Below are 20,187 nucleotides of genomic sequence, written 5' to 3'. Positions count from 1 at the left end.
TCGTTACGCCGGAACGGCGCTGTTCAGCCGTTCTGCCGCTGCCCCACCCGACGCAAACGCTTGCCCGTCACCCGGTCGTGTCACCTCCCCCGGTCAGCTCGCTACCCAACCAGCCAGCTCGCCACCACCTGGCCAGCTCGCCACACCCATGCGCCGGCCAGGACTCCGGCCCGCGTTCACGCCTGCGTTTCCGTTCAGCGCCCGCGCCTCAGCCCGAGCCCGTGCCACTGCCCTGAGCCCGTGCCTCCACCCGGCGTCCACGCCTCAGCGCCGCGCCTCTGCCCAGCCCCCGTCCCGCGTCACCACCCCCGTTCCCCGCTCACCCCCACTCCCCGCTCACCAGTTCCCGGTCTCCGGCCCCAACGCCCCGTGCGCCAACCCCGCCGCCCCGTTCACGTAGTTCGCCACCACCGCCCCGGTCGCCGTCCGGTCCACCGAGCTCAGCTCGAAGGTCACCGGCGCCTCCCCGAACAGCCGCTTCCCCGACCCCACCAGCACCGGGAACGTGATCACCTGCAGCTCGTCCACCAGCCCGCGCTCCAGCAGCGCCCGCACGAGCGTCCCGCTCCCGTGCACCTGGATCTCCCCGCCCTCCTCGGCCTTGAGCGCCGCGACCGCCACCGCCAGCTCCCCGCTCAGCACGCTCGCCCCCCGCCACTCCGGCGTCAGCGGCGAGCTCGTCACCACGTGCTTGGGGATCGCGTTGAACCGCTCGCCGATCGGGTCGTCCTCGGGCGCCAGCGGCCAGCTGGTCGCGAAGATGTCGTACGTCCGCCGCCCGAGCAGCAGCGCCCCCGCCCGCCGCACGTACCCGGCCATCAGCTCGCCCAGCCCGTCCTCGTGGAACGGCACCAGCCACCCGCCCTGCTCGAACCCGCCGGACCGGTCCTCGTCCGGTCCGCCCGGTCCCTGCACGACGCCGTCCAGCGACTGGAAGGCGGTGACCACCAGCTTGCGCATCTCAGCTCTCCGCTCGGTAGCGGGACGTGCTCGTCCCGACACCGAACGTCTACCAGTGACCCCCGACAAGAACGGGCCTCGCCGCCGTCACCAGATCAGGGAGATCCCGGCCGCCGTCACCACGACCGCCACCAGACCGTCCAGCACCCGCCACGCGGACGGCCGCGCGAACACCCCGGCCAGCCGCCCGGCCCCGAACCCGAGCGCGCAGAACCACGCCGCGCTCGCCACCATCGCCCCGCCGCCGAACCACCACCGCAGGTCGCCCCACGCGGTCGAGGCGGTGCCGAGCAGCAGCACGGTGTCCAGGTAGACGTGCGGGTTGAGCCAGGTCAGGGCCAGGCACGTGGCGACCAGCGCCGAGGCCGCCACCGGCGCCGCCGCCAGCCCGCCGCCCGGCCGCAGCGCCCGGCGCAGCGCGAGCGCCCCGTAGGCGAGCAGGAACGCCGCGCCGAGCCAGCGCACGACCTCCAGCAGCGGCGGCCACGACGTGAGCAGCCCGCCGAGCCCGCCGACCCCGATGGCGATGAGCAGGACGTCGGAGACCGCGCAGATCGCGACGACCAGCGGGACGCGGTCGCGCAGGACGCCCTGGCGCAGCACGAGCGCGTTCTGCGACCCGATCACGACGATCAACGACAACCCGGTGCCCAGCCCCGCGGCCACGGCGTACATCAGTTCCACAGCGATGAACCGTAAGGACCAATCTCTGGTAAGCCCAGCTAAAGTTCTTTACGCAGCATTAGCCGTGCTGTTGGAACGCCGGTGACCGGGTGCGGCCACCGGCGTCACCTCAGGCCAGGTGGGTGCGCGCGATGCGCACGGGCCCGATCTCCACGGTGGTCCGCGCGGGCACCAGCGCGACGGCCGCCAGCAGCAGCCCCGCCAGAACCGCGACCAGCACGACCACCCGCGCTATTCCAGCCCAGGTGGCGAGAGGTGATCGGTCCGACCGAAGAAAAGCGGTCCACCCGGCGCAGGTCGACGGCCGGACGGCGCGCGGTGCGGGGCGGGTTGGTCGACGTCGGCGGGCGCGTCTTATTGTCGTCATCGAAAGGACGGCCTCTCTGCTCTGCGCGGACGGGAGGCGGGCGGTCGGAAACCTCGTCGGGAAACGACCGCCCACCCGTGCCTTCCCGCCACCGAAATCTTTCGGCGGCGGGTGTTCCGCGTCGGACCGGCGAGGCTGAACGCGATACCGCTGCAACGGTCTCGCGTTCGCCAACGGGCGGCCCTCTCATCGGGGGCCGCCCGTTGTTGTGCCTGCCTGACGCCATTCCGAATTTACTGGCCCGCCGAGGTCGGGAACCGCCTTCGGCGCCGGGGAATGGCTGAGCGGCAGGACGGAGCGCTGAGCGGTGCGGCCGGTTCGCACAACCCCGCCCCATGACTAGTCCGGGTGAATTCCAATTGTCGCTAATGCATTTCGGCGCACCCGGCGGCAAACTCCCGCCCCCCGCGTCCCGGTGTCCGCAACCCGTTCCCGGTACCCTCGCCCCCCGTGGTGGAACTCCCCCAGGACTGCGTGCGCACCCTCCTGGCAGTGCTGGACGAGGGCACCTTCGACGCCGCCGCGAAGGCCCTGCACATCACCCCGTCCGCCGTCAGCCAGCGCATCCGGCAGCTGGAGCAGCGCACCGGCCGGGTGCTGCTGGTGCGCTCGCGGCCGGTCGTGGCGACCGAGTCCGGGGCGGCCATCGCGCGGTACGGCCGCCAGCTCGCGCGGCTCGCCGAGGACACCGGGGCCGAGCTGGAGCTGGCGACCACCGAGTCGGCCGTGCCGGTAGCGGTCAACGCGGACTCGCTGTCCACCTGGTTCCGGGCCGTGGTGCGGGAGCTGGCCGGGGACGTGCGGCTGGCGCTGCACCGCGAGGACCAGGACCACACCGCCGAGCTGCTGCGGCGGGGGCAGGTGGTGGCCGCCGTGACGTCGTCGCCGACCCCCGTGCAGGGCTGCGCGGTCCGGCCGCTCGGGCGGATGCGGTACTACGCGGTGGCCACGCCCGAGTTCGCCGCGCGCTGGCTGCCGGGCGGGGTCGGACGGCTGCCCGACGCGCCGGTCGCGGTGTTCGACGACAAGGACGACCTGCAGGACGCGTTCTGCCGCGACCTCACCGGGCGTCCGGCGTCGACGCGGCGGCACCACCTGCCGGACGGGCCGATCTTCGTGGACGCGGTCACCTCCGGCGCGGCGTGGGCGCTGCTGACCGAGGCGCAGATCGCGCGCACCGCCGGGCTCGTGCGCCTCGTGCCGGACCGCCCGGCGGACGTGCCGCTGCACTGGCAGCAGTGGAAGCTGGACTCGCCGCAGATCGCGCGCGTGGCGGACGCGGTCTTCCGCGCGGCGGCGACCGAGCTGCACCCCTGACGACCCCGACCGCCCCCGTTGACGGGCCTGCCGCCGGTTCCTAGAGTGCGCCTGGCAAGCGCTTTCCCGCCGCCACCGCGATCAACGACGATCCGCAGCGAAGGGCGAGAGCCATGACCTTGAGCAGAAGGACCCTGCTGGCAGCGGGCGGCGCGACCCTGGGGGCGGCCGGTCTCGGCGCGGGCGCGCTCCCCGCGCACGGCGCCGCGTGGGAGAACGTGATCAGCGGCTCGTTCGCGAGCTACGGGGCCCTCGAATCCGCCTGGAACTACCGCTACCCCTGGGGTTCGGACCACAACGGCTCGGCGCGCATGTACGCCTCGGCCTCCGACCACAACCACGTGTTCCTGGAGAGCGGCGGCGTGCTGGGCATCCGCGCGACCCGCATCAACTGGGACGAGGGCAACAGCTCGGCCGACCCCCACCTCCCGATCCGGTACCACTCGGGCGCGGTGCACGCCAAGCAGCACGTGGTGGTGAGCGACCAGTTCCCCAACTGGGAGGTGAAGGGCGAGTTCCAGGCGCCCTCGGCGCGCGGCACGTGGCCCGCGTTCTGGCTGACCGGCGTCAACTCGTGGCCGCCGGAGAGCGACATCCTGGAGTTCAAGGGGGACAGCAGGAACTGGTCGAACACCTACCGGAACGCCTCGGGCGGGTGGTCGAACACCCTGACGACGGTGTCGAACCCCGGCGGGTGGCACGCGTACCGGGCGTGGATCGCGAAGGTCAGCGCCACGGACGTGGACATCCACTACTACGTGGACGACAGGTGGGTCGGCCAGCACCGGGGCGCGGGCTTCGTGAAGCAGCCGCTGTGGTTGATCATCAACCTGCAGATGGAGGGCTCGTCCGGCTCGCCGGGGCCTTCGGCGGAGACGCTGTACCGGGCGCGGAACGTGTACGTGGGTCGCACGCGCGCCTGACTGCCGGGGCGCGGCATCACGACCACGACTCGGGGGTGGCGGGCGGGGGCCTCGATCCCGTCCGCCACGGCCCACGCGCCGCTCGCGAACCGCTGCCGTCAACGGACCGTTCGCTGGCGGTTGCGGCCTGCGGTCCGTTCGCGGGCGGGCTGGCCGACGGACCGTTCGCCCGCACTCTGCGGACCGTTCGCTCGTTGCGCTGGCCAGTGAACGGTCCGTTCGCTCGTCGCGTTAGCCAATGGACCATTCGCCCGTGCTCTGCGGACCATTCACCCGCAGCCTGCGGTCCGTTCGCTCGTCGTGTTGGTGAACGGACCACTCGCCCACAGTCTGCGGACCACTCGCCCACAGTCTGCGGACCGTTCGCTCGTAGTCTGCGGACCGTTCACTCGCCTTTCGTTGCTGCCTGCCGTTGTCCGAGCGGGGACGCAGGTCCGGTGAACGGACCGTTCGCCCTCGGTCTGCGGACCTTTCGCCCGTAGTCTGCGGACCGTTCGTCCTCTGCCGCTGCCTGCTGTCGTCGAGCGAAGGCGCAGGCCCGGTGAACGGACCGTTCGCCAACCGCCCAACCGCCCACCACTCACCGCCCGCCTGCCCACCGCCCGCCTGCCCACCACTCACCACCCACCCCCCTCCCGGTTTCACCCCGCTCCAGGCCGGGCAAGCTGGTGGGGGAGGGGGTGGCCATCGTGGCGACAGGTGCCGGCCTGCTGACCGCAGGCGCGCTCGTGGGCGTCGTCGTGGTCGGCGCGAGCGTCGCCTCCTCCGAGCCCGCCGACCCGTGGGCCGACCTCGGGCTCAAGCAGACCTCCCAAGCCACCCCGCAGACCGGTCAGGACTGCGCCGCCGTCATGTTCGGCGAGGTCCGCCAGGTCGCCGCCAACCGCGAGTGCCGCTCGATCACCCGCACCCTCCTCGTCGTGTCCGACGGCAAGGGGACCTCCGCCGCCGTCACGGTGTCCTGGGTCGAGTTCGGGCAGCGCCGGGACGCGCGCGAGTTCCGGCGCGTCGAGGACGTCCACGGCACCGGCGACATCACCCCGCTCCCCGGCGCCGCGGCGGGCATCCGGGACGTCGCCTTCTCCGCCCTGCACTACACGTCGGCGCTGAACGCGTCGACGGTGATCGTCGCCGAGGCCGAGCCCCTCGAAGGCGCCCCCGGCGACGACCTGCTCCGCGAGATCACCGGCGTCGCGGTCCTGCTCGACCGCCCCACCGGGTGACGATCACGCCGCCGCGCAGCTCGCCGCCGGAGGCGTGGTGAGCGGTCCGCTCACCAAGAACCCGAACGTCGTGCTCCGCCCCGCCCCGAGCGACCCGTTGTACGACGCGTTCCGCGCCGTCACCACCCCGCCCGCCGTGGTCACGGTCGCGTTCCACGCCGCCGTCACCGCCTGCCCGCTCGCGATCGGCCACGTCACCGTCCAGCCCTTCACCGCCGCAGCGCCCGCCGTCACGACCACCTCGCCCTGGAACCCGCCGCCCCACTGCCCGATCACCCGGTACACCGCCGAGCACGCCCCCGCCGAACCCCCGCCGAACGCCGCCGCGATCGCGTCGTACGCGGGCTTGGGCCGGAACGACTCGTCGAACGGCAGCGCCGCGCCCTCACCGGGGAACACCGACGGGATCCACGAGTACTTGTCCGACAACCCCCACGTCGTCACGCCCACGCACCCGGTCACCGCCACGCACGCCGACACCACCGCCGAGTAGTCCGCCGCCTGCGCGGCCAGCTTCGCCGCGTCCGCCGGGGTGTTCATCCGGATGTCCAGCTCGGTGAACGCGACCTCCACCCCGAGGTCCGCGAACCGCTGGATGTTCTGCCGCACTGTCGACGGCACCTGCCCCAGGATCAGGTGCCCCTGCAATCCGACCCCGTGGATGGGCACGCCGCTCTCGATGAAGGACTTCACCATCTCGTACACCGCGTCGCTCTTCGCGCCGATCCCGTCGATGTTGTAGTCGTTGTAGAGCATCCTGCACAGGCGTGGCCTGCATGAATACTCTCGACAAGGTCTTTGACCAGCCAAAATGATGGTGGTTAGGGTTGGTGACGGGTGGCGTGTGGTGGCGACGATCTATACCGGATCTGTACCGGGGGTCCTGCGGGTGGGGGAGCCCTCTAGGCGACCTGAACGTCTGCTGTCAACTCGCCAGGCTGAGCATTATCGGCGATGGGCTGATCAAGCTCAAAGTCTTCGCCGAGTGCGCTGTCGACTAGATTGCGAGTCCGGTCGACCGCTTCGGGCCATTCATGTGCATACACGTTCAGTGTGGTTATAGGTGATGCGTGCCCTAGTGCCGCTTGGACAGTTTTCACAGATGCGCCGCAGTGGATGAGCAGTGTTGCAAAGTAATGTCTAAGGCCATGTATTCCGAAGTTGTCTGGTACACCTGCAACGGATGCGCGTGCCGCCCTCCAAGGGCCTCCCCAATGGCCTCCCGTTACTGCTTGACCTCGCGCGCTCGTGAAAACCAGGTCAAAACTCCTCACCCTTTTGTTTTTTCCGTTGTTTTCCCGCATTTTTACCGGAGTTGAAGGGAAATTTTCAAGATGCTCAATGAGGACCCTTTCGACTACCCTGGGGAGTTCTACGGTACGTTTTGATGTTTTTGTCTTAGGTGGGCCGACGTAAACCTCTCCGCGTACTCGCTTAATCTGTTGCCTTACGTGGATCTCGCGTCGCTCAAAATCGATGTCGTCGCGCTCCAAGCCAAATATTTCACAAAGGCGAAGACCGCATCCGGCTGCGATGTAAACGGCGGCCCGGTAACGTTCATTCATTGCCTTATGTAGCTCGGCGACCTGCCGAGGTGAAGGAATCCAGTATTTATTTCGTTCAATTTCAGGAAGTCTGATCCTTGTGCAAGGGCTAACGCTGATGACTCTATCCGAAACGGCAGTGTTAAAAATAGATTTAAGGTAGCTGTAGATTGTGTGGATGCTGGTTGGGGCCAGAACCGATTCCCTGCTCTTTACCCACGCTCGAATGTTTTTGGAAACAATTTGGTTCATTGGTATGTGACCGAGGTGGGGGTAGACGTGTAGGCGCATTGCGATCTCAACATTTACGACAGTGCCGGGCTGGTGCAACTGGATAGCTCGCCAAGATTCGACATACTCGGAAAACTTGACCCTCCCGGCTTGGGGGTCAATGTATGTTCCTCGGGAAATGTCTGCGTTTACAGTCGCATTGTAATCCTTTGCATCTTCATACCTTGCGAATGCCTCCGTTTTGGTTCTTAGCGTAATTGGGTCTTGCCAGCTGACGCGCCAACGTTTTCCTCTTCCGTACCGAGCAGTGCGGGCGCGCTTACCGTTCTTGTCCTGTTTGGTTGACGATAGCCAAAGGTCATGGATCGTCAAATCTAAGCCTTTCGGATTTTGCGGAACAGCGCATTTTAGCGTGCAATTTTAATGAAACATAAGGGTTGTGCGACTGTTTTAATGGGCTGTGCTTACGGAGGCGCTGGCAGATGGGCGGCCTTCGCGCAGGAGTTCCACGCCAAGCGCAAGTGCCCGCTCTACCTGGTTCGGCGCAAGCGCTTCGCTCACCCAGACGGTGAGGGTGTCGTGATCGACGACAACCCGGTTGACGGGCCAGGGTGCAACACGGAGGGTCACGCTGCCGAGCAGGTTGGCGGCGGCGTGGGCAAGCGCAAGGGCTGTAGTGGGGTCTGCGTGCACCCCGTAATTTTGCGGTCTGACGTGGAATTACGGCTACCTACTGGCCGGTAATCGCACAGATGTTCTAATTTACTTTCTGTAGCCAGGTAGGGGGCAACCGAGCACCCCGCAAGGTCACTCGGATGGCTTAACGTCACCCTCCGTGCCCCAAGGTGCTCCCCCCTGGTCTTCCCCCGCCACCGACCCTACCGAGTACCGGTCCGGAGCGGCAGCGATATCCGTATCGCTCGGGGGCGTCTGAGCGCTACGCAGCTCCCGGCGTGCCCCTGCGAGGTCTCCCTCCTCCAGTAGTGCGAGCGCGCGCTCCTGTGCCGACGCCGCCCGATCCTCGCGTCGCCGCAGCTCTCCGCGCAGTGACGACGTGGGCACGGACCTCAGGTCCAGTCCCTCAACGACGGTCACCGGTGCGCCCAGCTCGGCGGCGGTGGCGAACCCTGCCGCCACGAAGACGGTCGCGACGTTCAGCCCAAAGCCTTCCGCCACGGCGCGTGCGGTCTCCACGTTGGGTAGCGCCCCCTCGCGCCAGGCGCCGAGTCGTCCCCGTGCGATCCCTGTCGCCTTCTCGAAGTCCGGCCCTGACCACCCGAGGGAGTCGAGGTGGTGTTTGACGAAGGGCCACCAGCCCGGCGACGAGGGGCTTTCATCCCGTTCGTTCTGCATAGCGAACATGCTACGGCCAGTAAACGTGATCGGCGGAACATTCAGAGGTTGCCGACCCCTACCTGTGCAGATACAGCCCGTATGGACTAACGGGGCTGGTTTGTTGTGCCGAACGAACATGTTGCGTTGAGCGAACAAGAGGGCTACTGTCCGCCCTGTCGGTTCGTTCGGCGTTACATGTTCGCTTGACGTTACAAAGGAGGTCCTGTGCGGCACACGATCCGCATCCGGCCTGCGGCGCTCGCAGCTGCGATGGCCAGCGCGGGCATCGAGAAGCAGGCCACGCTGCTCCGACTCACGGAAATTTCGCGCACGTCTCTCTACGACGTGATGCGCGACGAGCAGGAGCCCGGCGGCGGGGTCATCGGCTCCCTGCTCGCAGTCCTGCCAGCTACGTTCGACGACCTGTTCGAGGTCGTGCCGCGGCATCACGGGGTTGGGCGGGCCGCCGCGTGATGGCGCACGCCCTACCGCCGCTGGCGACGGCCGCCGAGGTGTCCGCCTACCTGCGCACCCCCCTCGAAACCCTCAAGTACTGGCGCGCTCGTAGGCGAGGGCCTGCCTGGGTCAAGGTCGGCGCCGCCGTCCGCTACCGCCGGGAGGACGTCGAGCAGTACCTCGCGGCCAACACCCAGCAGCCCCGATCTCCCCAGCAGTCCCGGCGCCGTAACCGCGCCGCCTAGGCCCGTCGCTTGCAAGGGGACCCGCCCCGGGGCCATCCGGGGCGGGTCCAGTGAACACACCAGAATCAGAGGAGTCCGCGTGTCCACTGTGCAGGCTAACGCCCGCCCAACACCCGACACCAACACCGCACCACCCCCCACCCACCGGGGCACCACCAACCGCAACCGCCGCGGCAGCGCGGCCGACCGCCGCGCGCGCCGTGCCTGGCTGGTCGCCAAGTACGGCGACGACGGGCGTGTGCTGTGCTTCGAGTGCCGCACCGTGCTGACTGTGGACACCCTGAGCGTGGACCGGGTCGTGCCCGGCGTGCTGGGCGGCACCTACCACCGCAGCAACATCAGGCCGATGTGCCTGCGCTGTAACTCTTGCGCGGGCGGGGTGCTCGTGCACCAGCTGCACAACGGGCAGGCGGTCACGCCGCCGCTCGCCGTCGAGCTGGTTCCCGTTCTGGTGTCCGTCCGGTGCCACCCGAGCGGGCAGCGCACCTACCGGGGCGCGCAGCTGGCGCGCGTCGTTGACGAGCTGGCGCGCCTGGGCATGGTCGCCATCGTCGACCGCCGTCGCGGTGTCCGGGTGGTCACGCCGGTGCCGCGGGAGGTGACCGCGTGACGCGGCTGCGGGAAGTGGTGGTGTTCGGGGTGGTGCTGCTGGTGGCGTTGGCCGCGTTGCTGGTTCTCGCGCTGGTGTTCGGGGTGGTGCTCGGTGATGACTGATCGGACCGAGCTGTTGGTGAACGTGCCGCCGTCCTTGGTGCGGGAGCTGGTCGACGTGCTCAACCGGGCCGGTTACCGGATGCCCCGGCACGATGCAATGTCCATTTTGGACTATGAGGCGGGGGTTTACCGGGCGGTGGCCGCGCTGGTCAACGCCTACACCGACTCCGACCCGTTCAGCGGCCGGGTGGCGCAGGTCTACGAGGTGCGGCTGTCCAGCCTGGCGCTGCGGCCGATGCCGCCGCTCCCCCCGCGCGGCGCGGCGGTCCGGGTGGAGGCCGACGTGCACCACCCCGATCTGTTCGACGCGGCGGCGCGCTACTGCGCGCACGCCGGGTCCGTGGCGGTGACCGGCATGGGCGACGTGGTCGCCGACCTCGCGGCCCACCTCGACGCCCAGCGCTCCGGGGGCACCGTGTACGACGTCACGACGGGAGATGACGGCAACCGATGACCCACTACAACAGGGTCACGCCCGGACCGGTGGGCGGGCAGGAACCCCGCCGGTCCGAGGTGGAGATCGGCCAGGCCCTCGACGCGGCGCACCGCATGAGCGCGACCGCAGGCCCCGACGACGGGCCTCTAGCGGAGCTGGGCGCCACCTACGCCGCGCTCGGCGAGCTGCTGGAAGCCTGGCAGCGGCGGGAGGTTACCGACCCGCAGGAGTTCGAGTCCCAGTGCGCCGACCTCGCGGAGCGCCTGCAAGCGCTCGGCGCCGCGCAGCTGCGGCACGCCGAGCAACGCGCCGCCGCATGGACGGCCGCAGCCGTCATGCCCCGACGGGCGGGGGTGAGGTAGGTGGCGCGCTCGTACGCGAACATCGTCACGGCAATCTGGCGCGACGCCGACTTCCGCGCGCTGAATGCCAGCGAACAGCGGCTCTACTTCCTGCTCGTCACGCAACCGGACATCACCGCCGTGGGGACGTTGGCGCTCACGGTGGGCCGCTGGGCGAGCTATGCCACGGACACCACGGCCGCCAGCGTGCGTACAGCGCTGGAGGGGTTGGAGCGTGGTCGGTTCGTGTTGGTGGACTGGGACACCGAGGAGGCGCTAGTCCGCTCGTTCGTGCGGCACGACAACGGTTGGGGGAACTCGAAAAGGCGTCCGGTGATCATGCGGGCAGCGGGAGAGATCGTCTCCCCGGTGCTCGTGCGGGCTCTGCTCGGCGAGTTCGCCGCACTGGGGCTGTCCACCGATGCCCTATCCGATGCCCTATCGGGTGGGGCACCCGACGCGGCACCGGCACGGCCGGTCGGCACCCCGGTTCCGCCGCTGTCCGCACCGGTTGGTCCCGCTCCGGGACGCTCCACGTCGGGGCAGCCGTTTTCGCAGGTGGATAGCCTATCGGGTGCGGTATCCGGTAGCGCATTCGGTAGCGCATCGGCTTCCCACGGGGTTGTGGAGTGTCTAGTAAGTAGTGAAGTACCCCAACCCTCAACCCTTGTTCCCCGCGCCTCCGGCGCAGCCGCCGCGACCGGCGGACCGACGAAGCGCAAGGGCGGCAAGGACGGCGCGTCCGCGCGGGCTACCCGCCTGCCCGCCGACTGGGCACCCACCGACGCGCACCGCGACCGGGCCGCGCAACTGGGCCTCGACCTGGCCCACCAGGCGGAGCTATTTCGGCTGCACGCCGAGACCAACGGCCGCACCGCGAAGCAGTGGAACGCCGCGTTCACCACGTGGCTGATCAAGGCCCGCGAATTCGACCGGTCCGGTCACGCCCCGCGCGCGCTGCCCGCCGTCGCCGGTGACCGCGACGCCGTCACCGAGTGGCTGCGCGGGGAGTACGCGGCAGGCCGCACCCGGCCGATCGTCGAGCGCACCGGGCTGCACTACACGCGCCCCGATCTGCCACTCGACGTCACCGGCCGTGAGGCCGCCGAGGCGTGGGCCATCGACCACGCACGCCAGTGGATCAACGACCACCACCAGCTGATCATCAATCGAGTCATCACGAGGGCTGCGTCATGACCTACCCCGACACCCTGAGTGACCCGCTCGGCGCGTTTGACGCCGAGCTGTACCTGATCGGCCTTCTCCAGCCCGTGACGATGCGGACGCTGCGGGATGAGGCGCTGTCCGCCGTCGACCCGCGATGGTTCGCGGACCCGATGTTCGGCGCGGTGTGGGCCGCGGCGCGTGCGCTGCGCGACGACGAGCAGCCGATCAGCGCCCGGACCCTGCTCGGGCACCTGCGCGACGTCGATACCTCGCCGAACAGCGTGGCGCGCGCCGAGCGGCTGCTGTCCCGCTACGCCGGTTACACCCCGCCCGCCGCCGAGTACCCGCACCACGTGGCCGCCGTGGTCCGCTGTGGACGGCTGCGGGAGCTGGTCGCGGTGTGCGACGCGATCAAGGCCGAGGCCGTCGCCGCCGAGGACCCCGCGCAGGCGCTCGGCGCTGCGTACGACCGGCTCGCCGCGCTGGACAGCGACGCCGAGGAGACCACCGACGTGCAGCGCTACGGCGACCTGCTCGACAAGTTCGTCGAGGAGCAGCGCAACCCGTCCGCCGCGCTGGTGATCCCGACGCCGTGGATCGCCCTCAACGACGTGTTGAACGGTGGACTTCGGGCGGGGCGGGTGTACGTGATCGGCGCACGTCCCGGCGATGGCAAGTCCATCAGTGCGCACCAGATGGCGCACCGGGCCGCCGAACTGGGACATCCGGCGGTCGTGTTCAGCGCGGAGATGGGCGCGGGTGAGGTGACCGACCGGATGGTTTCCAGCGGGGCCCTGGTCGAGCAGTCGCACATCACCCGCCGCCGCTTGGACCAGGGCGCGTGGTCGCAGGTGAACTCCTACGTCGACCGGGCGCGGCACTACCCGCTCTCGGTGGTGGACCGCCCGAACCTGACCGTGAGCTATATCAAGGCTGTGTGCCGCAACGAGAAGCGCCGCAAAGGGCTTGACGTGGTGGTGATCGACTACCTCCAGCTCGTCGGCAGTGAGCACCGCGGGGCCCGCCGTGAGGAGGAGGTCGCGGCGATCAGCCGTCAGCTCAAGCAGCTTTCCCGCGAACTGGGCGTCGCGGTGATCATCGCAGCGCAGCTCAACCGCGAGTCGGTGCGCAACAACAGGCGGCCGGTTGCGGCAGACCTGCGCGAGTCCGGCGGCATCGAGGCCGACGCGGACGTGGTGATCCTGCATTCCCGCCCCGTCATCGAGGAGGGCGACCTCAAGGGGGAGCCCGGTTGGACAGTCCTGTTCGACCTCGTGAAGAACAGGATCGGCCGGGCGGCGCTGGTCGAGCTGGACTGGCGGGCGCACTATGCCACGATCGGCAGCCCGCAGCAGCAGGCTCGCCTTGCCGCTGTGCGGCCCACTGGCGGTGCGTGATGATCACCCCGGCCCCCAGTCCAGAGCCCAGCGACGAGGACGTCACGCGCACCGTGGCGGCCGTCGAGCACCACCTCGCCGCGCACGCACCGGCCGAGCCCGCCGCCGTGCTGGCACTCCCGGACACCCGGCGCGTGCAGGAACTGCGCGCCGAGGTCGCCGAGGCACACGCCCTGGTCGATCTCCAGGACGACCCGGCACCGCTGCTGGTGGACACCGAGCGCGTGCGCCGCGCCCGCAAGCGCGCCGCCGAGGCCGGTCGCCTGCACGCCCTCGCGCAGAACCCCGCGGCGCTGGCGCTGCTGGCCTCCCGCGTGCGCCTGGTGCTCACCGTCGTGGCGGTGGCCGCGCTGCTCGGCGCGCTGGCCTGGTCCACCACCGGTACGCACGCCACGCTCACCCGCAGCGTGCCCGTGTACTCCGTCGCGTGGTGGGGCGCGTGGGCGGTAGAGCCGGTGATCTCCCTGCTGCTGCTGGTGGTTGTCGGTGCCAAGGCGTTCCTAGCCGCGCGCGGACGTGTGCTCCACCACCGGCACCTGACCATCGTGGAGTACAGCGCGCTCACGGCGACGCTCACGCTCAACGTGTGGCCGTACCTGCCGGTGGTGCTGTCGCCGCAGGAGTTCGACCCCATGCAGCTGCTCGCCCACGCGGTCGGCCCGCTGGTGGCGGTCGGCGCGGTGGCCGTCCTGCCGCCGATCTGGACCGCGTTCGCCGAGCTGGACCACGGGCTACCGGTAGGCCCCGACTCCCTACCGACTAGGCCCGTGTACAGGCAAGACGACCCCGCCGCCGTCCCGGCGCGGGACCGGGCCGCCGAGTCCAGGACCGCCCTACTGGTAGAGCGCGCCCGGCTGCTGATCGATGCCGGGCAACTACCCGCCGACCCCTCGGCGACGCGCTTGCGCGCGGCGCTGGGGTGCGGCACCGATGCGGCCCGCCAGGTCCGCGACGCGCTACGCGGCGGCACTCACTAGCCGCCCCCGGTGGAGGGACGCGGCCTGCCCACGTCCCTCCACCCCCGACCCGACCACCGCGCGCGCACCGCGCGCCCTACCCCCGAGGTGCACCCGATGACCACCACCGACCCGACTACCGACCCCGCCGTGCTGGCCGTGGCCACCGCGCTCGCCGCAGTCTGGGAGATCCCCGGCAGCCTGCCCGACGACTGGCACGCCGAGGCCCGCGCCGCGCTCGCCGCCGCCGCGCCCCTGCTGCTGACCGAGGTCGCCGACGCCCTGATGCAGGCCGCCGACGACGTGCAGGTGAGCGCGCCCCTCGGCGACCTGGTCGCCACCGCCGAGGCCGCCGCCCGCCGCGCGGTAGTCGACGCGTTGCTCGGCGCCGCCCACCGGGCGACCGCGGCCGTGCTCACCCGCCACCACGTGCAGGGCGCTACCGGTGCGTGACCCGTCGAGCCCGGCCCGGCTGCTCGCCGCGCGCGATCCAGGGGGTGTCCGATGATCTGGTGCACCATCGCGGGGTGCGACTCGTCGGAACCGACTCCCGGCGATTCGCTGGTGTGCGACCGCTGCCGCGAGCGGTTGCACACTGGGTTGAGGTGGATCGAGTTCCACCTCGCCCACCTCACCCCGGTCCGCAGCGTTCGCCCGCAGCTCGTCGCCACCAGCTCCGGTTTCGGCTCGGCATCCCCGGCGGATGACGCGGTGCTCGTGATGCTCGACCCGCGCAGCGCCGCCACCGGCGTCGGCCGTTCGCGCACCGGTCCCGACGACGACGAGCACCCGCTGCTGTCCGCCCCTGCGGTGCTCGGCGGGTGGGCGCGCCAGGTCTACGAGTTGCGTACCCCGCCGAGCCTGCGCGCGCTCATTCCCGCGCCGCGCACGGTGCGGGAGGCGGTGAGCACCCTGCTGGCCGCGCTCGGGTGGATCTGCACGCAGCCGTGGGTGCCCGACTTCGCCGCCGAGCTGCACCAGCTGCGTCGTCAGCTGGCCGCCGCCACCGGTGAGGCCCCGCCCCCGGTGGTCGCCACCTGCACCGCCCCCCGTGACGACCTGGCCGCAGCCGTCGACGGACGCGCGGTGTGCGACGGTGGCATCGTGGTGTGCGAACGGGAGGACGCGCGTAGTGGCCTGGTGACTCCCATCGGGGCGCGTTGTTTGGTGTGCCACCGGGTGTACACCGCGTTTGAGCTGATCGACCTTGCCCAGAGCAGAGAGGGGTGCCCCCGACCGTGAGCCTGGTGCAGATCCGTATCACCGCCGCCGACCGCCTCCCCACCGGCCGGGTCTCCGCCGAGGAGGTTCTGCGGCTGCTACGCGCCGAGGCCGACCGCACCGGCGAGGACCGGTTGCGGGTGACCGCGTCCACACTGCGCGGCTGGAAATCCAGGCCGGGCGTGCCGGTCAGCCCCGGCCCCGGCTACAACGTGGCCGAGGTAGTCGCCTACCTGCGCACTCGCAGGCTCCGCGGCCAACACCGCACAATCGCTTGACGCTGATCACTCCACGTGAGACAGTTTCGACGCCGATCTATACCCAAAATCGGGTGACCGGCCCAACTTCACACCGCTACCGCAACCCAGAGGCCCGACACCGATCCGGTGTCGGGCCTCTGCGTTCCCCGCTGCGTCCACCTCCCCAGGGGCGCGGGGAACGGCCGGTAGCCGACCACATCCCCTGGGGAGATGACAATGCGTAACTACGAACTGCACTGCGGCGACGCGCTCGCCGTGCTGCCAACCCTCGCACCGGGCTCGGTGGAGGCGGTGATCGCGGACCCGCCGTACAACTCGGGCGGGCGCAGCAGCACCGAACGGCGCCAGCAGACGGCCGTGGAGAAGTACGTCAGCAGCGACTCGGTCACAGCTGCCACGTTCCCCGACTTCACCGGCGACCAGCGCGATCAGCGCGGATACGTGGCGTGGCTGTCCCTGGTCCTCTCACACTGCCTGCGCGCCACCGCACCGGGCGGACACGCGCTCGTGTTCACCGACTGGCGCCAGCTCCCGGCCACCTCCGACGCGCTTCAGGCCGCCGGGTGGTTGTGGCAGGGAACCCTGGTGTGGCACAAGCCCATCAGCCGCCCGAAGCGCGGCGGCTTCCGTTCCGCCGCCGAGTACATCCTGTGGGGCAGCAATGGCAAGTACGCCACCGACAGGGATCTCTACCTGCCAGGCATCTTCAGCGCGTCACAGCCCAGAGGCCGCCAGCGCCGCCACATCACGCAGAAGCCCGTGACCGGGCTGCTCGACGAGCTGGTGCGGATCGTGCCCGACGCAGGCACGGTGCTCGACCCGTTCGCAGGCGCGGGGTCGACGGGCGTGGCCGCGCTCCAGTCCGGACGGCGGTTCGTCGGTGTCGAGCTTTCCCCTCAGTACCACCGGATCGCCAGCGAGCGCCTGGCCGAGGCCGATGCTCATCAGACCACCTGACCCGGCGAGGGTCGGAGCGCGTCCCCCCGCGCTCTGACCCTCGCCCTTCCGGGAATGCGGGAGGCAGCGGTGTCCTTGCCTCGCACTTGCACCACCCCCGGCTGCGCAGAGTTGGCGGTCTACCGGGGGCGGTGCGCGGGGTGCGCCGTTGAGGTGGAGCGCCAGCAGCGCAGTACCGTCCCGACCAAGCTGGCCCGGACCTGGCGCGAACGGCGACGCCGGGCCGACGTCGTCGCCGAGCACCGCGCCGCGCTCGGCGACTGGTGCCCCGGCTGGCAACGACCGGGCCACCGCAGCACGGACCTGGTCGCCGATGACGTCGTGCCGGTGGCACTGAGCGGTCGGCCGTCGGCTGAGCTGCGAGTGCTGTGCCGCAGCTGCAACAGCCGGAAGGGAACGCGCGCATGATCGGTTGGCCGAAGTCCAGGGCCGCCACGCTGGCCGCCGTCGAGGCCATGCGATCACCGATGATCCGCATCGAGGCTAACGCCCGCGACGTCACCCGGCACGCCCCGCGCCGATTGCCACTGTGCCTGGCCGGTCCCGCACACCCGAGCCGCAGCCCTGTGACCTGCGGAAACAGTATCGCACCCGAGACAAGGGCAAGCCTCTGACCTGCGGAAATGTACCCCTGGGGGGTGCCCCCCCTGGCCGGTTTCCCGCCGCCGCCGCGTGGAAGGTCCCTCGCTGTCCGCGAGGCTGAAAAAATCCGAGGTGGTGGCCGATGGCCGACGACGTGGACACCCCGCAGCCGCCCGCCGGGCTGGACCAGGCGGGTGCCGCGCTGTGGCGCGACCTGCACGAGCTGACCGCGTTCGATCCGGCGCAGACCATCCTGGTCCGGGAGGCGTGCCGGATCGTCGACCGGCTCGACGAGCTGGACCGCCAGCTATCCGGCGCGGGCGCGCGCATGGTGCACGTGCGGGAAGACCGTGAGGACGACACCACGTTCCACCTGGTCGTTGACGGTGCGCTGTCCGAGGCCCGGCAACAGCAGAACGTGCTCAAGCAACTGCTCGTCACGTTGCGCCTGCCGGACACCAAGACCGGGAAGCGTCCTCAGCTCCGAGGGGCACGAGGCGCATACCAGCCGTCCGGGACGGTCGCCGTTGGCGGGACGGTGTCACCGCTGGAACGGGCTCGGCGGCGCAGCGCAGGCGCCTAAGTCTCGACGGTCGGGTTCACCGGCGCCCGCGGGGCAGCGCGCGGCGCCCGGTGACCGGGCGCCGGTCGGCGCGCTCCGACGGTGCCCACCGAGAACCGCGGGGCTGCTCGGGGACGGTGTCCGCGACCGGACCGGTGGGCTCGGGCAAGGTGGTCGTCTCGACGTGCAGGTAGACCGCCCACCCGAGAATGCCGTCCGCCCGGTATGCCTCGGCCGGGTAGACCAGCAGGCTCAACAGCGGGCGCAGCGCCGTGAGGACAGCCCGCAGCTCGGGCTCCTCCCCGGTCAGTTTCAGCCGCACCCGCCCGCCCTGGTCCGGTACCAGAGTGAATGCCGCGGCTAGCTCGGGTACCGCCAACTCCGCCACGGGTTCGTTCGCGTGCGGGCGGGCCTGGCCGAACAGTCGCACGCCGTCGGACCGGTTCCTCATTCCGGCGCTGCGCGAGCGCATCGCCAGCTCCAGCGACTCACCGAGCGCGGCGACCAGGCGCCTCGCTGCCCCGCCTTCTCCCATCACGTGCACGTCAACCGCCATAGAGCAGACGCTATCCCTTACCTGGCAACAGAAATAGGCCGATTTGCGGGCCGGTACGGCACCAGCGCGGGCGGTGGCGCGCTGCGGGGAGGTGATCCCCGTGGGGTGGTCGGGCCCGCTGTTCGAGGGGCACAAGTGCTCGCTCGGCTACGAGATCGCGGCATGGATCGAGGCGAACTGCGTCCACGGCCCCGGTGACGTCCAAGGCCGTCCGGTCCAGCTCGACGATGAACGCTTGGACTTCCTGGTCGACGTCTACGAACTGGACCCGACCACCGGAAAGCGGCTCTACGACGAGGCCGTCATCTCCCGGATGAAGGGGTGGGCGAAAAGCGAGCTGGCGGCGTGGATCGTGCTTGCCGAGGCGTTCGCGGCCGTCCGGTTTTCCCATTGGGACGAGAGCGGCCAACCGGTCGGGCGGCGCGTCCGCTCGCCCCTGATCAAGATCCTGGCCACCGAAGAGGGGCAGGCTGCGGAGAACACGTACGCGGTCGTCGCCTACATCGTCCACGTCGGCAGGACCCGCGGGAACCCGGTGTTCGAGGGCGTGGACTACGGCCGGGACTGGAAGACCTCTACGCGCATCCTGCTGCCCACCGACGACGGCGCCCTGGCCGACGAGTTCGCGGACTTCGACGAGGATGCGGGCGGCGGCAAAATCCTTTACTGCACAACGGGTTCCGCTTCCAAGGACGGCGGCAAGGAAAGCTTCGTCGTCGCCGACGAGACGCACCTGTACATCCTGCGCGAACTGATCGCCATGTACGAGACGGTCTCCCGGAACCTGGCCAAGCGCGGACTTGCCGAGCCTTGGTTGCTCCAGACGACCACGATGTACCGGCGCGGTGAGCTGTCCGTCGCGGAAACGACGTTCCGGGAGTACAAGGAGCGCGGCGCCGAGCTGGGGCTGTACGTCAACCACCGGCAGGCCAGCGGGAAGTTCGACCTGGCGGACAAGGAGCACACGCTCCGGCAGATCCGCCAGGCCCGCGGCAAAGCGCACTTCCTTGATCCCGAACGCATCTACCGCAAGATGCTGCGCCAGCAGGACCCTGCGGACGCCGAACGGTACTTCCTGAACCGGGGTTCGGTTGCCTCGGACACGTGGATCGACCCGCAGCACTGGGAGTGCGGGACCCGGCTCGGCGCGCAGGCCCACCCGCTCGCACCCGGTGACGAGATCACCGTCGGGTTCGACGGTTCGATCAATGACGACGCGACCGTCCTCATCGGGTGCAGGCTGTCCGACGGCCTGCTGTTCGTGCTGGGGATCTGGGCCAAGCCCGACGGGCCGCGCGGCGCGCACTGGTCGGTGCCGCGCGGCGAGGTGAACGAGCGCGTCGCCGCTGCGTTCCGCACCTACCGGGTGCGGCTGATGTACTGCGACCCGCACGAGTGGCGCAGCGACATCGAGACGTGGGTCAAGCTCTACGGCGGCCAGGAGCAGCGCGTCCGCGCCTACGAGACCAACGGCGACAAGCGCGCCGGTGAGGCTCTGGACCGGCTGCGCGCCGACCTGATCGCGGGCCTGGTGCCCAACGACGGCGACACGACGATGGCCGAGCACGTCGGCAACGCCTACGTCAGAAGGGCCCGCGGCATGAGGCTGATCCGCAAGGAGACCCCGCGCTCGAACCGCAAGATCGACGCCTTGATGGGCGGCGCGCTGGCCTACCAGGCGCGCGCCGACGTCCTCACCGCCGCACCGGTCAAACAGCGGCACATCTCGACCGTCTACTACGGATTCAACTGA

At 70.1% G+C, this 20,187-nt stretch carries 24 protein-coding genes; 18 read left to right on the top strand and 6 right to left on the bottom strand.

The window, feature by feature from the left end:
- Positions 1-336 precede the first annotated feature (336 nt).
- Complete coding sequence (locus LV78_RS33435) at positions 337-960, bottom strand: dihydrofolate reductase family protein (RefSeq protein WP_253849985.1); 624 nt, start codon at positions 958-960, stop codon at positions 337-339.
- Positions 961-1,047: 87 nt separating this feature from the next.
- Positions 1,048-1,635: a LysE/ArgO family amino acid transporter gene (locus LV78_RS33430; RefSeq protein ID WP_253850058.1), complete on the bottom strand. Its 588-nt coding sequence runs from the start codon at positions 1,633-1,635 to the stop codon at positions 1,048-1,050.
- A gap of 826 nt (positions 1,636-2,461) precedes the next feature.
- Here LV78_RS33430 and LV78_RS33425 point away from each other — a divergent pair.
- From LV78_RS33425 to LV78_RS33415, 3 genes are all read left to right on the top strand, one after another.
- Positions 2,462-3,328, top strand: coding sequence for a LysR family transcriptional regulator ArgP (locus LV78_RS33425; RefSeq protein ID WP_253849984.1), 867 nt, complete (start codon positions 2,462-2,464; stop codon positions 3,326-3,328).
- Between the two features lie 113 nt (positions 3,329-3,441).
- A complete protein-coding gene (locus LV78_RS33420; RefSeq protein ID WP_253849983.1) occupies positions 3,442-4,251 on the top strand; it encodes a family 16 glycosylhydrolase in 810 nt (269 codons plus the stop codon).
- Positions 4,252-4,940: 689 nt separating this feature from the next.
- The gene (locus tag LV78_RS33415) at positions 4,941-5,474 is read left to right on the top strand and encodes a hypothetical protein (protein ID WP_253849982.1); all 534 of its coding nucleotides are present in this window, start codon (positions 4,941-4,943) and stop codon (positions 5,472-5,474) included.
- Positions 5,475-5,477: 3 nt separating this feature from the next.
- Here the strand turns inward: LV78_RS33415 and LV78_RS33410 are convergent, their stop codons facing one another.
- From LV78_RS33410 to LV78_RS33400, 3 genes are all read right to left on the bottom strand, one after another.
- The gene (locus LV78_RS33410; RefSeq protein ID WP_253849981.1) at positions 5,478-6,230 is read right to left on the bottom strand and encodes an endo-1,4-beta-xylanase; all 753 of its coding nucleotides are present in this window, start codon (positions 6,228-6,230) and stop codon (positions 5,478-5,480) included.
- A gap of 146 nt (positions 6,231-6,376) precedes the next feature.
- Positions 6,377-7,270 carry a tyrosine-type recombinase/integrase gene (locus LV78_RS33405; RefSeq protein WP_256373274.1) on the bottom strand — a complete coding sequence of 298 codons (894 nt, stop codon included), beginning with the start codon at positions 7,268-7,270 and terminating at the stop codon, positions 6,377-6,379.
- A 786-nt stretch (positions 7,271-8,056) separates the two neighbouring features.
- On the bottom strand, positions 8,057-8,602 hold the full coding sequence (locus LV78_RS33400; protein ID WP_157767852.1) for a hypothetical protein: 546 nt from the start codon (positions 8,600-8,602) through the stop codon (positions 8,057-8,059).
- Positions 8,603-8,809: 207 nt separating this feature from the next.
- Here LV78_RS33400 and LV78_RS33395 point away from each other — a divergent pair, with 207 nt between their 5' ends.
- From LV78_RS33395 to LV78_RS33330, 14 genes are all read left to right on the top strand, one after another.
- Positions 8,810-9,058, top strand: a complete 249-nt coding sequence (locus LV78_RS33395; protein ID WP_096495987.1) for a helix-turn-helix domain-containing protein — start codon at positions 8,810-8,812, stop codon at positions 9,056-9,058.
- Entirely contained in the window at positions 9,058-9,285 is a 228-nt protein-coding gene (locus LV78_RS33390; RefSeq protein WP_096497990.1) for a helix-turn-helix domain-containing protein, read from the top strand. Before LV78_RS33395 ends, LV78_RS33390 begins: the two co-directional genes overlap by 1 nt.
- Before the next feature lie 79 nt (positions 9,286-9,364).
- The gene (locus LV78_RS33385; protein WP_177154343.1) at positions 9,365-9,895 is read left to right on the top strand and encodes an HNH endonuclease; all 531 of its coding nucleotides are present in this window, start codon (positions 9,365-9,367) and stop codon (positions 9,893-9,895) included.
- A gap of 96 nt (positions 9,896-9,991) precedes the next feature.
- Positions 9,992-10,453 carry a hypothetical protein gene (locus LV78_RS33380; protein ID WP_157767851.1) on the top strand — a complete coding sequence of 154 codons (462 nt, stop codon included), beginning with the start codon at positions 9,992-9,994 and terminating at the stop codon, positions 10,451-10,453.
- Complete coding sequence (locus tag LV78_RS33375; RefSeq protein ID WP_096495985.1) at positions 10,450-10,797, top strand: hypothetical protein; 348 nt, start codon at positions 10,450-10,452, stop codon at positions 10,795-10,797. Before LV78_RS33380 ends, LV78_RS33375 begins: the two co-directional genes overlap by 4 nt.
- The gene (locus LV78_RS33370) at positions 10,798-11,973 is read left to right on the top strand and encodes a hypothetical protein (protein WP_096495984.1); all 1,176 of its coding nucleotides are present in this window, start codon (positions 10,798-10,800) and stop codon (positions 11,971-11,973) included.
- Positions 11,970-13,340 carry a replicative DNA helicase gene (locus LV78_RS33365; protein ID WP_096495983.1) on the top strand — a complete coding sequence of 457 codons (1,371 nt, stop codon included), beginning with the start codon at positions 11,970-11,972 and terminating at the stop codon, positions 13,338-13,340. The genes LV78_RS33370 and LV78_RS33365 overlap by 4 nt, the downstream gene beginning before the upstream one ends.
- The gene (locus LV78_RS33360; RefSeq protein WP_096495982.1) at positions 13,340-14,317 is read left to right on the top strand and encodes a hypothetical protein; all 978 of its coding nucleotides are present in this window, start codon (positions 13,340-13,342) and stop codon (positions 14,315-14,317) included. The genes LV78_RS33365 and LV78_RS33360 overlap by 1 nt, the downstream gene beginning before the upstream one ends.
- Before the next feature lie 96 nt (positions 14,318-14,413).
- Positions 14,414-14,749 carry a hypothetical protein gene (locus tag LV78_RS33355; RefSeq protein WP_096495981.1) on the top strand — a complete coding sequence of 112 codons (336 nt, stop codon included), beginning with the start codon at positions 14,414-14,416 and terminating at the stop codon, positions 14,747-14,749.
- Positions 14,750-14,800: 51 nt separating this feature from the next.
- Positions 14,801-15,538 (top strand): hypothetical protein, encoded by a 738-nt coding sequence (locus LV78_RS33350; protein WP_096495980.1) that lies wholly within the window; start codon positions 14,801-14,803, stop codon positions 15,536-15,538.
- A 5-nt stretch (positions 15,539-15,543) separates the two neighbouring features.
- Positions 15,544-15,795 (top strand): hypothetical protein, encoded by a 252-nt coding sequence (locus LV78_RS33345; protein ID WP_253849980.1) that lies wholly within the window; start codon positions 15,544-15,546, stop codon positions 15,793-15,795.
- A gap of 198 nt (positions 15,796-15,993) precedes the next feature.
- On the top strand, positions 15,994-16,734 hold the full coding sequence (locus LV78_RS33340; RefSeq protein WP_096495978.1) for a DNA-methyltransferase: 741 nt from the start codon (positions 15,994-15,996) through the stop codon (positions 16,732-16,734).
- Between the two features lie 153 nt (positions 16,735-16,887).
- Positions 16,888-17,142, top strand: a complete 255-nt coding sequence (locus LV78_RS33335) for an HNH endonuclease family protein (protein WP_157767849.1) — start codon at positions 16,888-16,890, stop codon at positions 17,140-17,142.
- A 316-nt stretch (positions 17,143-17,458) separates the two neighbouring features.
- Positions 17,459-17,899, top strand: a complete 441-nt coding sequence (locus LV78_RS33330) for a hypothetical protein (RefSeq protein ID WP_096495977.1) — start codon at positions 17,459-17,461, stop codon at positions 17,897-17,899.
- A 16-nt stretch (positions 17,900-17,915) separates the two neighbouring features.
- Here the strand turns inward: LV78_RS33330 and LV78_RS33325 are convergent, their stop codons facing one another.
- On the bottom strand, positions 17,916-18,434 hold the full coding sequence (locus tag LV78_RS33325; protein ID WP_096495976.1) for a hypothetical protein: 519 nt from the start codon (positions 18,432-18,434) through the stop codon (positions 17,916-17,918).
- Positions 18,435-18,534: 100 nt separating this feature from the next.
- Between LV78_RS33325 and LV78_RS33320 the strand changes: the two genes are divergently transcribed.
- Entirely contained in the window at positions 18,535-20,187 is a 1,653-nt protein-coding gene (locus LV78_RS33320) for a terminase large subunit domain-containing protein (RefSeq protein WP_096495975.1), read from the top strand.

It is taken from the genome of Actinosynnema pretiosum (assembly GCF_024171695.1).
Lineage (GTDB): Bacteria > Actinomycetota > Actinomycetes > Mycobacteriales > Pseudonocardiaceae > Actinosynnema > Actinosynnema pretiosum.
This window is presented reverse-complemented; position numbering and strand designations above follow the sequence as displayed.

What these genes read in the sequence shown, in the direction of transcription:
- LV78_RS33380 (WP_157767851.1), top strand. Translation starts at nt 9,992, where the DNA reads ATGACTGATCGGACCGAGCTGTTGGTGAACGTGCCGCCGTCCTTGGTG.
- LV78_RS33360 (WP_096495982.1), top strand. Translation starts at nt 13,340, where the DNA reads ATGATCACCCCGGCCCCCAGTCCAGAGCCCAGCGACGAGGACGTCACG.
- LV78_RS33420 (WP_253849983.1), top strand. Translation starts at nt 3,442, where the DNA reads ATGACCTTGAGCAGAAGGACCCTGCTGGCAGCGGGCGGCGCGACCCTG.
- LV78_RS33350 (WP_096495980.1), top strand. Translation starts at nt 14,801, where the DNA reads ATGATCTGGTGCACCATCGCGGGGTGCGACTCGTCGGAACCGACTCCC.
- LV78_RS33410 (WP_253849981.1), bottom strand. Translation starts at nt 6,230, where the DNA reads ATGCTCTACAACGACTACAACATCGACGGGATCGGCGCGAAGAGCGAC.
- LV78_RS33390 (WP_096497990.1), top strand. Translation starts at nt 9,058, where the DNA reads ATGGCGCACGCCCTACCGCCGCTGGCGACGGCCGCCGAGGTGTCCGCC.
- LV78_RS33330 (WP_096495977.1), top strand. Translation starts at nt 17,459, where the DNA reads ATGGCCGACGACGTGGACACCCCGCAGCCGCCCGCCGGGCTGGACCAG.
- LV78_RS33400 (WP_157767852.1), bottom strand. Translation starts at nt 8,602, where the DNA reads ATGCAGAACGAACGGGATGAAAGCCCCTCGTCGCCGGGCTGGTGGCCC.
- LV78_RS33435 (WP_253849985.1), bottom strand. Translation starts at nt 960, where the DNA reads ATGCGCAAGCTGGTGGTCACCGCCTTCCAGTCGCTGGACGGCGTCGTG.
- LV78_RS33405 (WP_256373274.1), bottom strand. Translation starts at nt 7,270, where the DNA reads ATGAACCAAATTGTTTCCAAAAACATTCGAGCGTGGGTAAAGAGCAGG.
- LV78_RS33430 (WP_253850058.1), bottom strand. Translation starts at nt 1,635, where the DNA reads ATGTACGCCGTGGCCGCGGGGCTGGGCACCGGGTTGTCGTTGATCGTC.
- LV78_RS33365 (WP_096495983.1), top strand. Translation starts at nt 11,970, where the DNA reads ATGACCTACCCCGACACCCTGAGTGACCCGCTCGGCGCGTTTGACGCC.
- LV78_RS33375 (WP_096495985.1), top strand. Translation starts at nt 10,450, where the DNA reads ATGACCCACTACAACAGGGTCACGCCCGGACCGGTGGGCGGGCAGGAA.
- LV78_RS33325 (WP_096495976.1), bottom strand. Translation starts at nt 18,434, where the DNA reads ATGGCGGTTGACGTGCACGTGATGGGAGAAGGCGGGGCAGCGAGGCGC.
- LV78_RS33340 (WP_096495978.1), top strand. Translation starts at nt 15,994, where the DNA reads ATGCGTAACTACGAACTGCACTGCGGCGACGCGCTCGCCGTGCTGCCA.
- LV78_RS33355 (WP_096495981.1), top strand. Translation starts at nt 14,414, where the DNA reads ATGACCACCACCGACCCGACTACCGACCCCGCCGTGCTGGCCGTGGCC.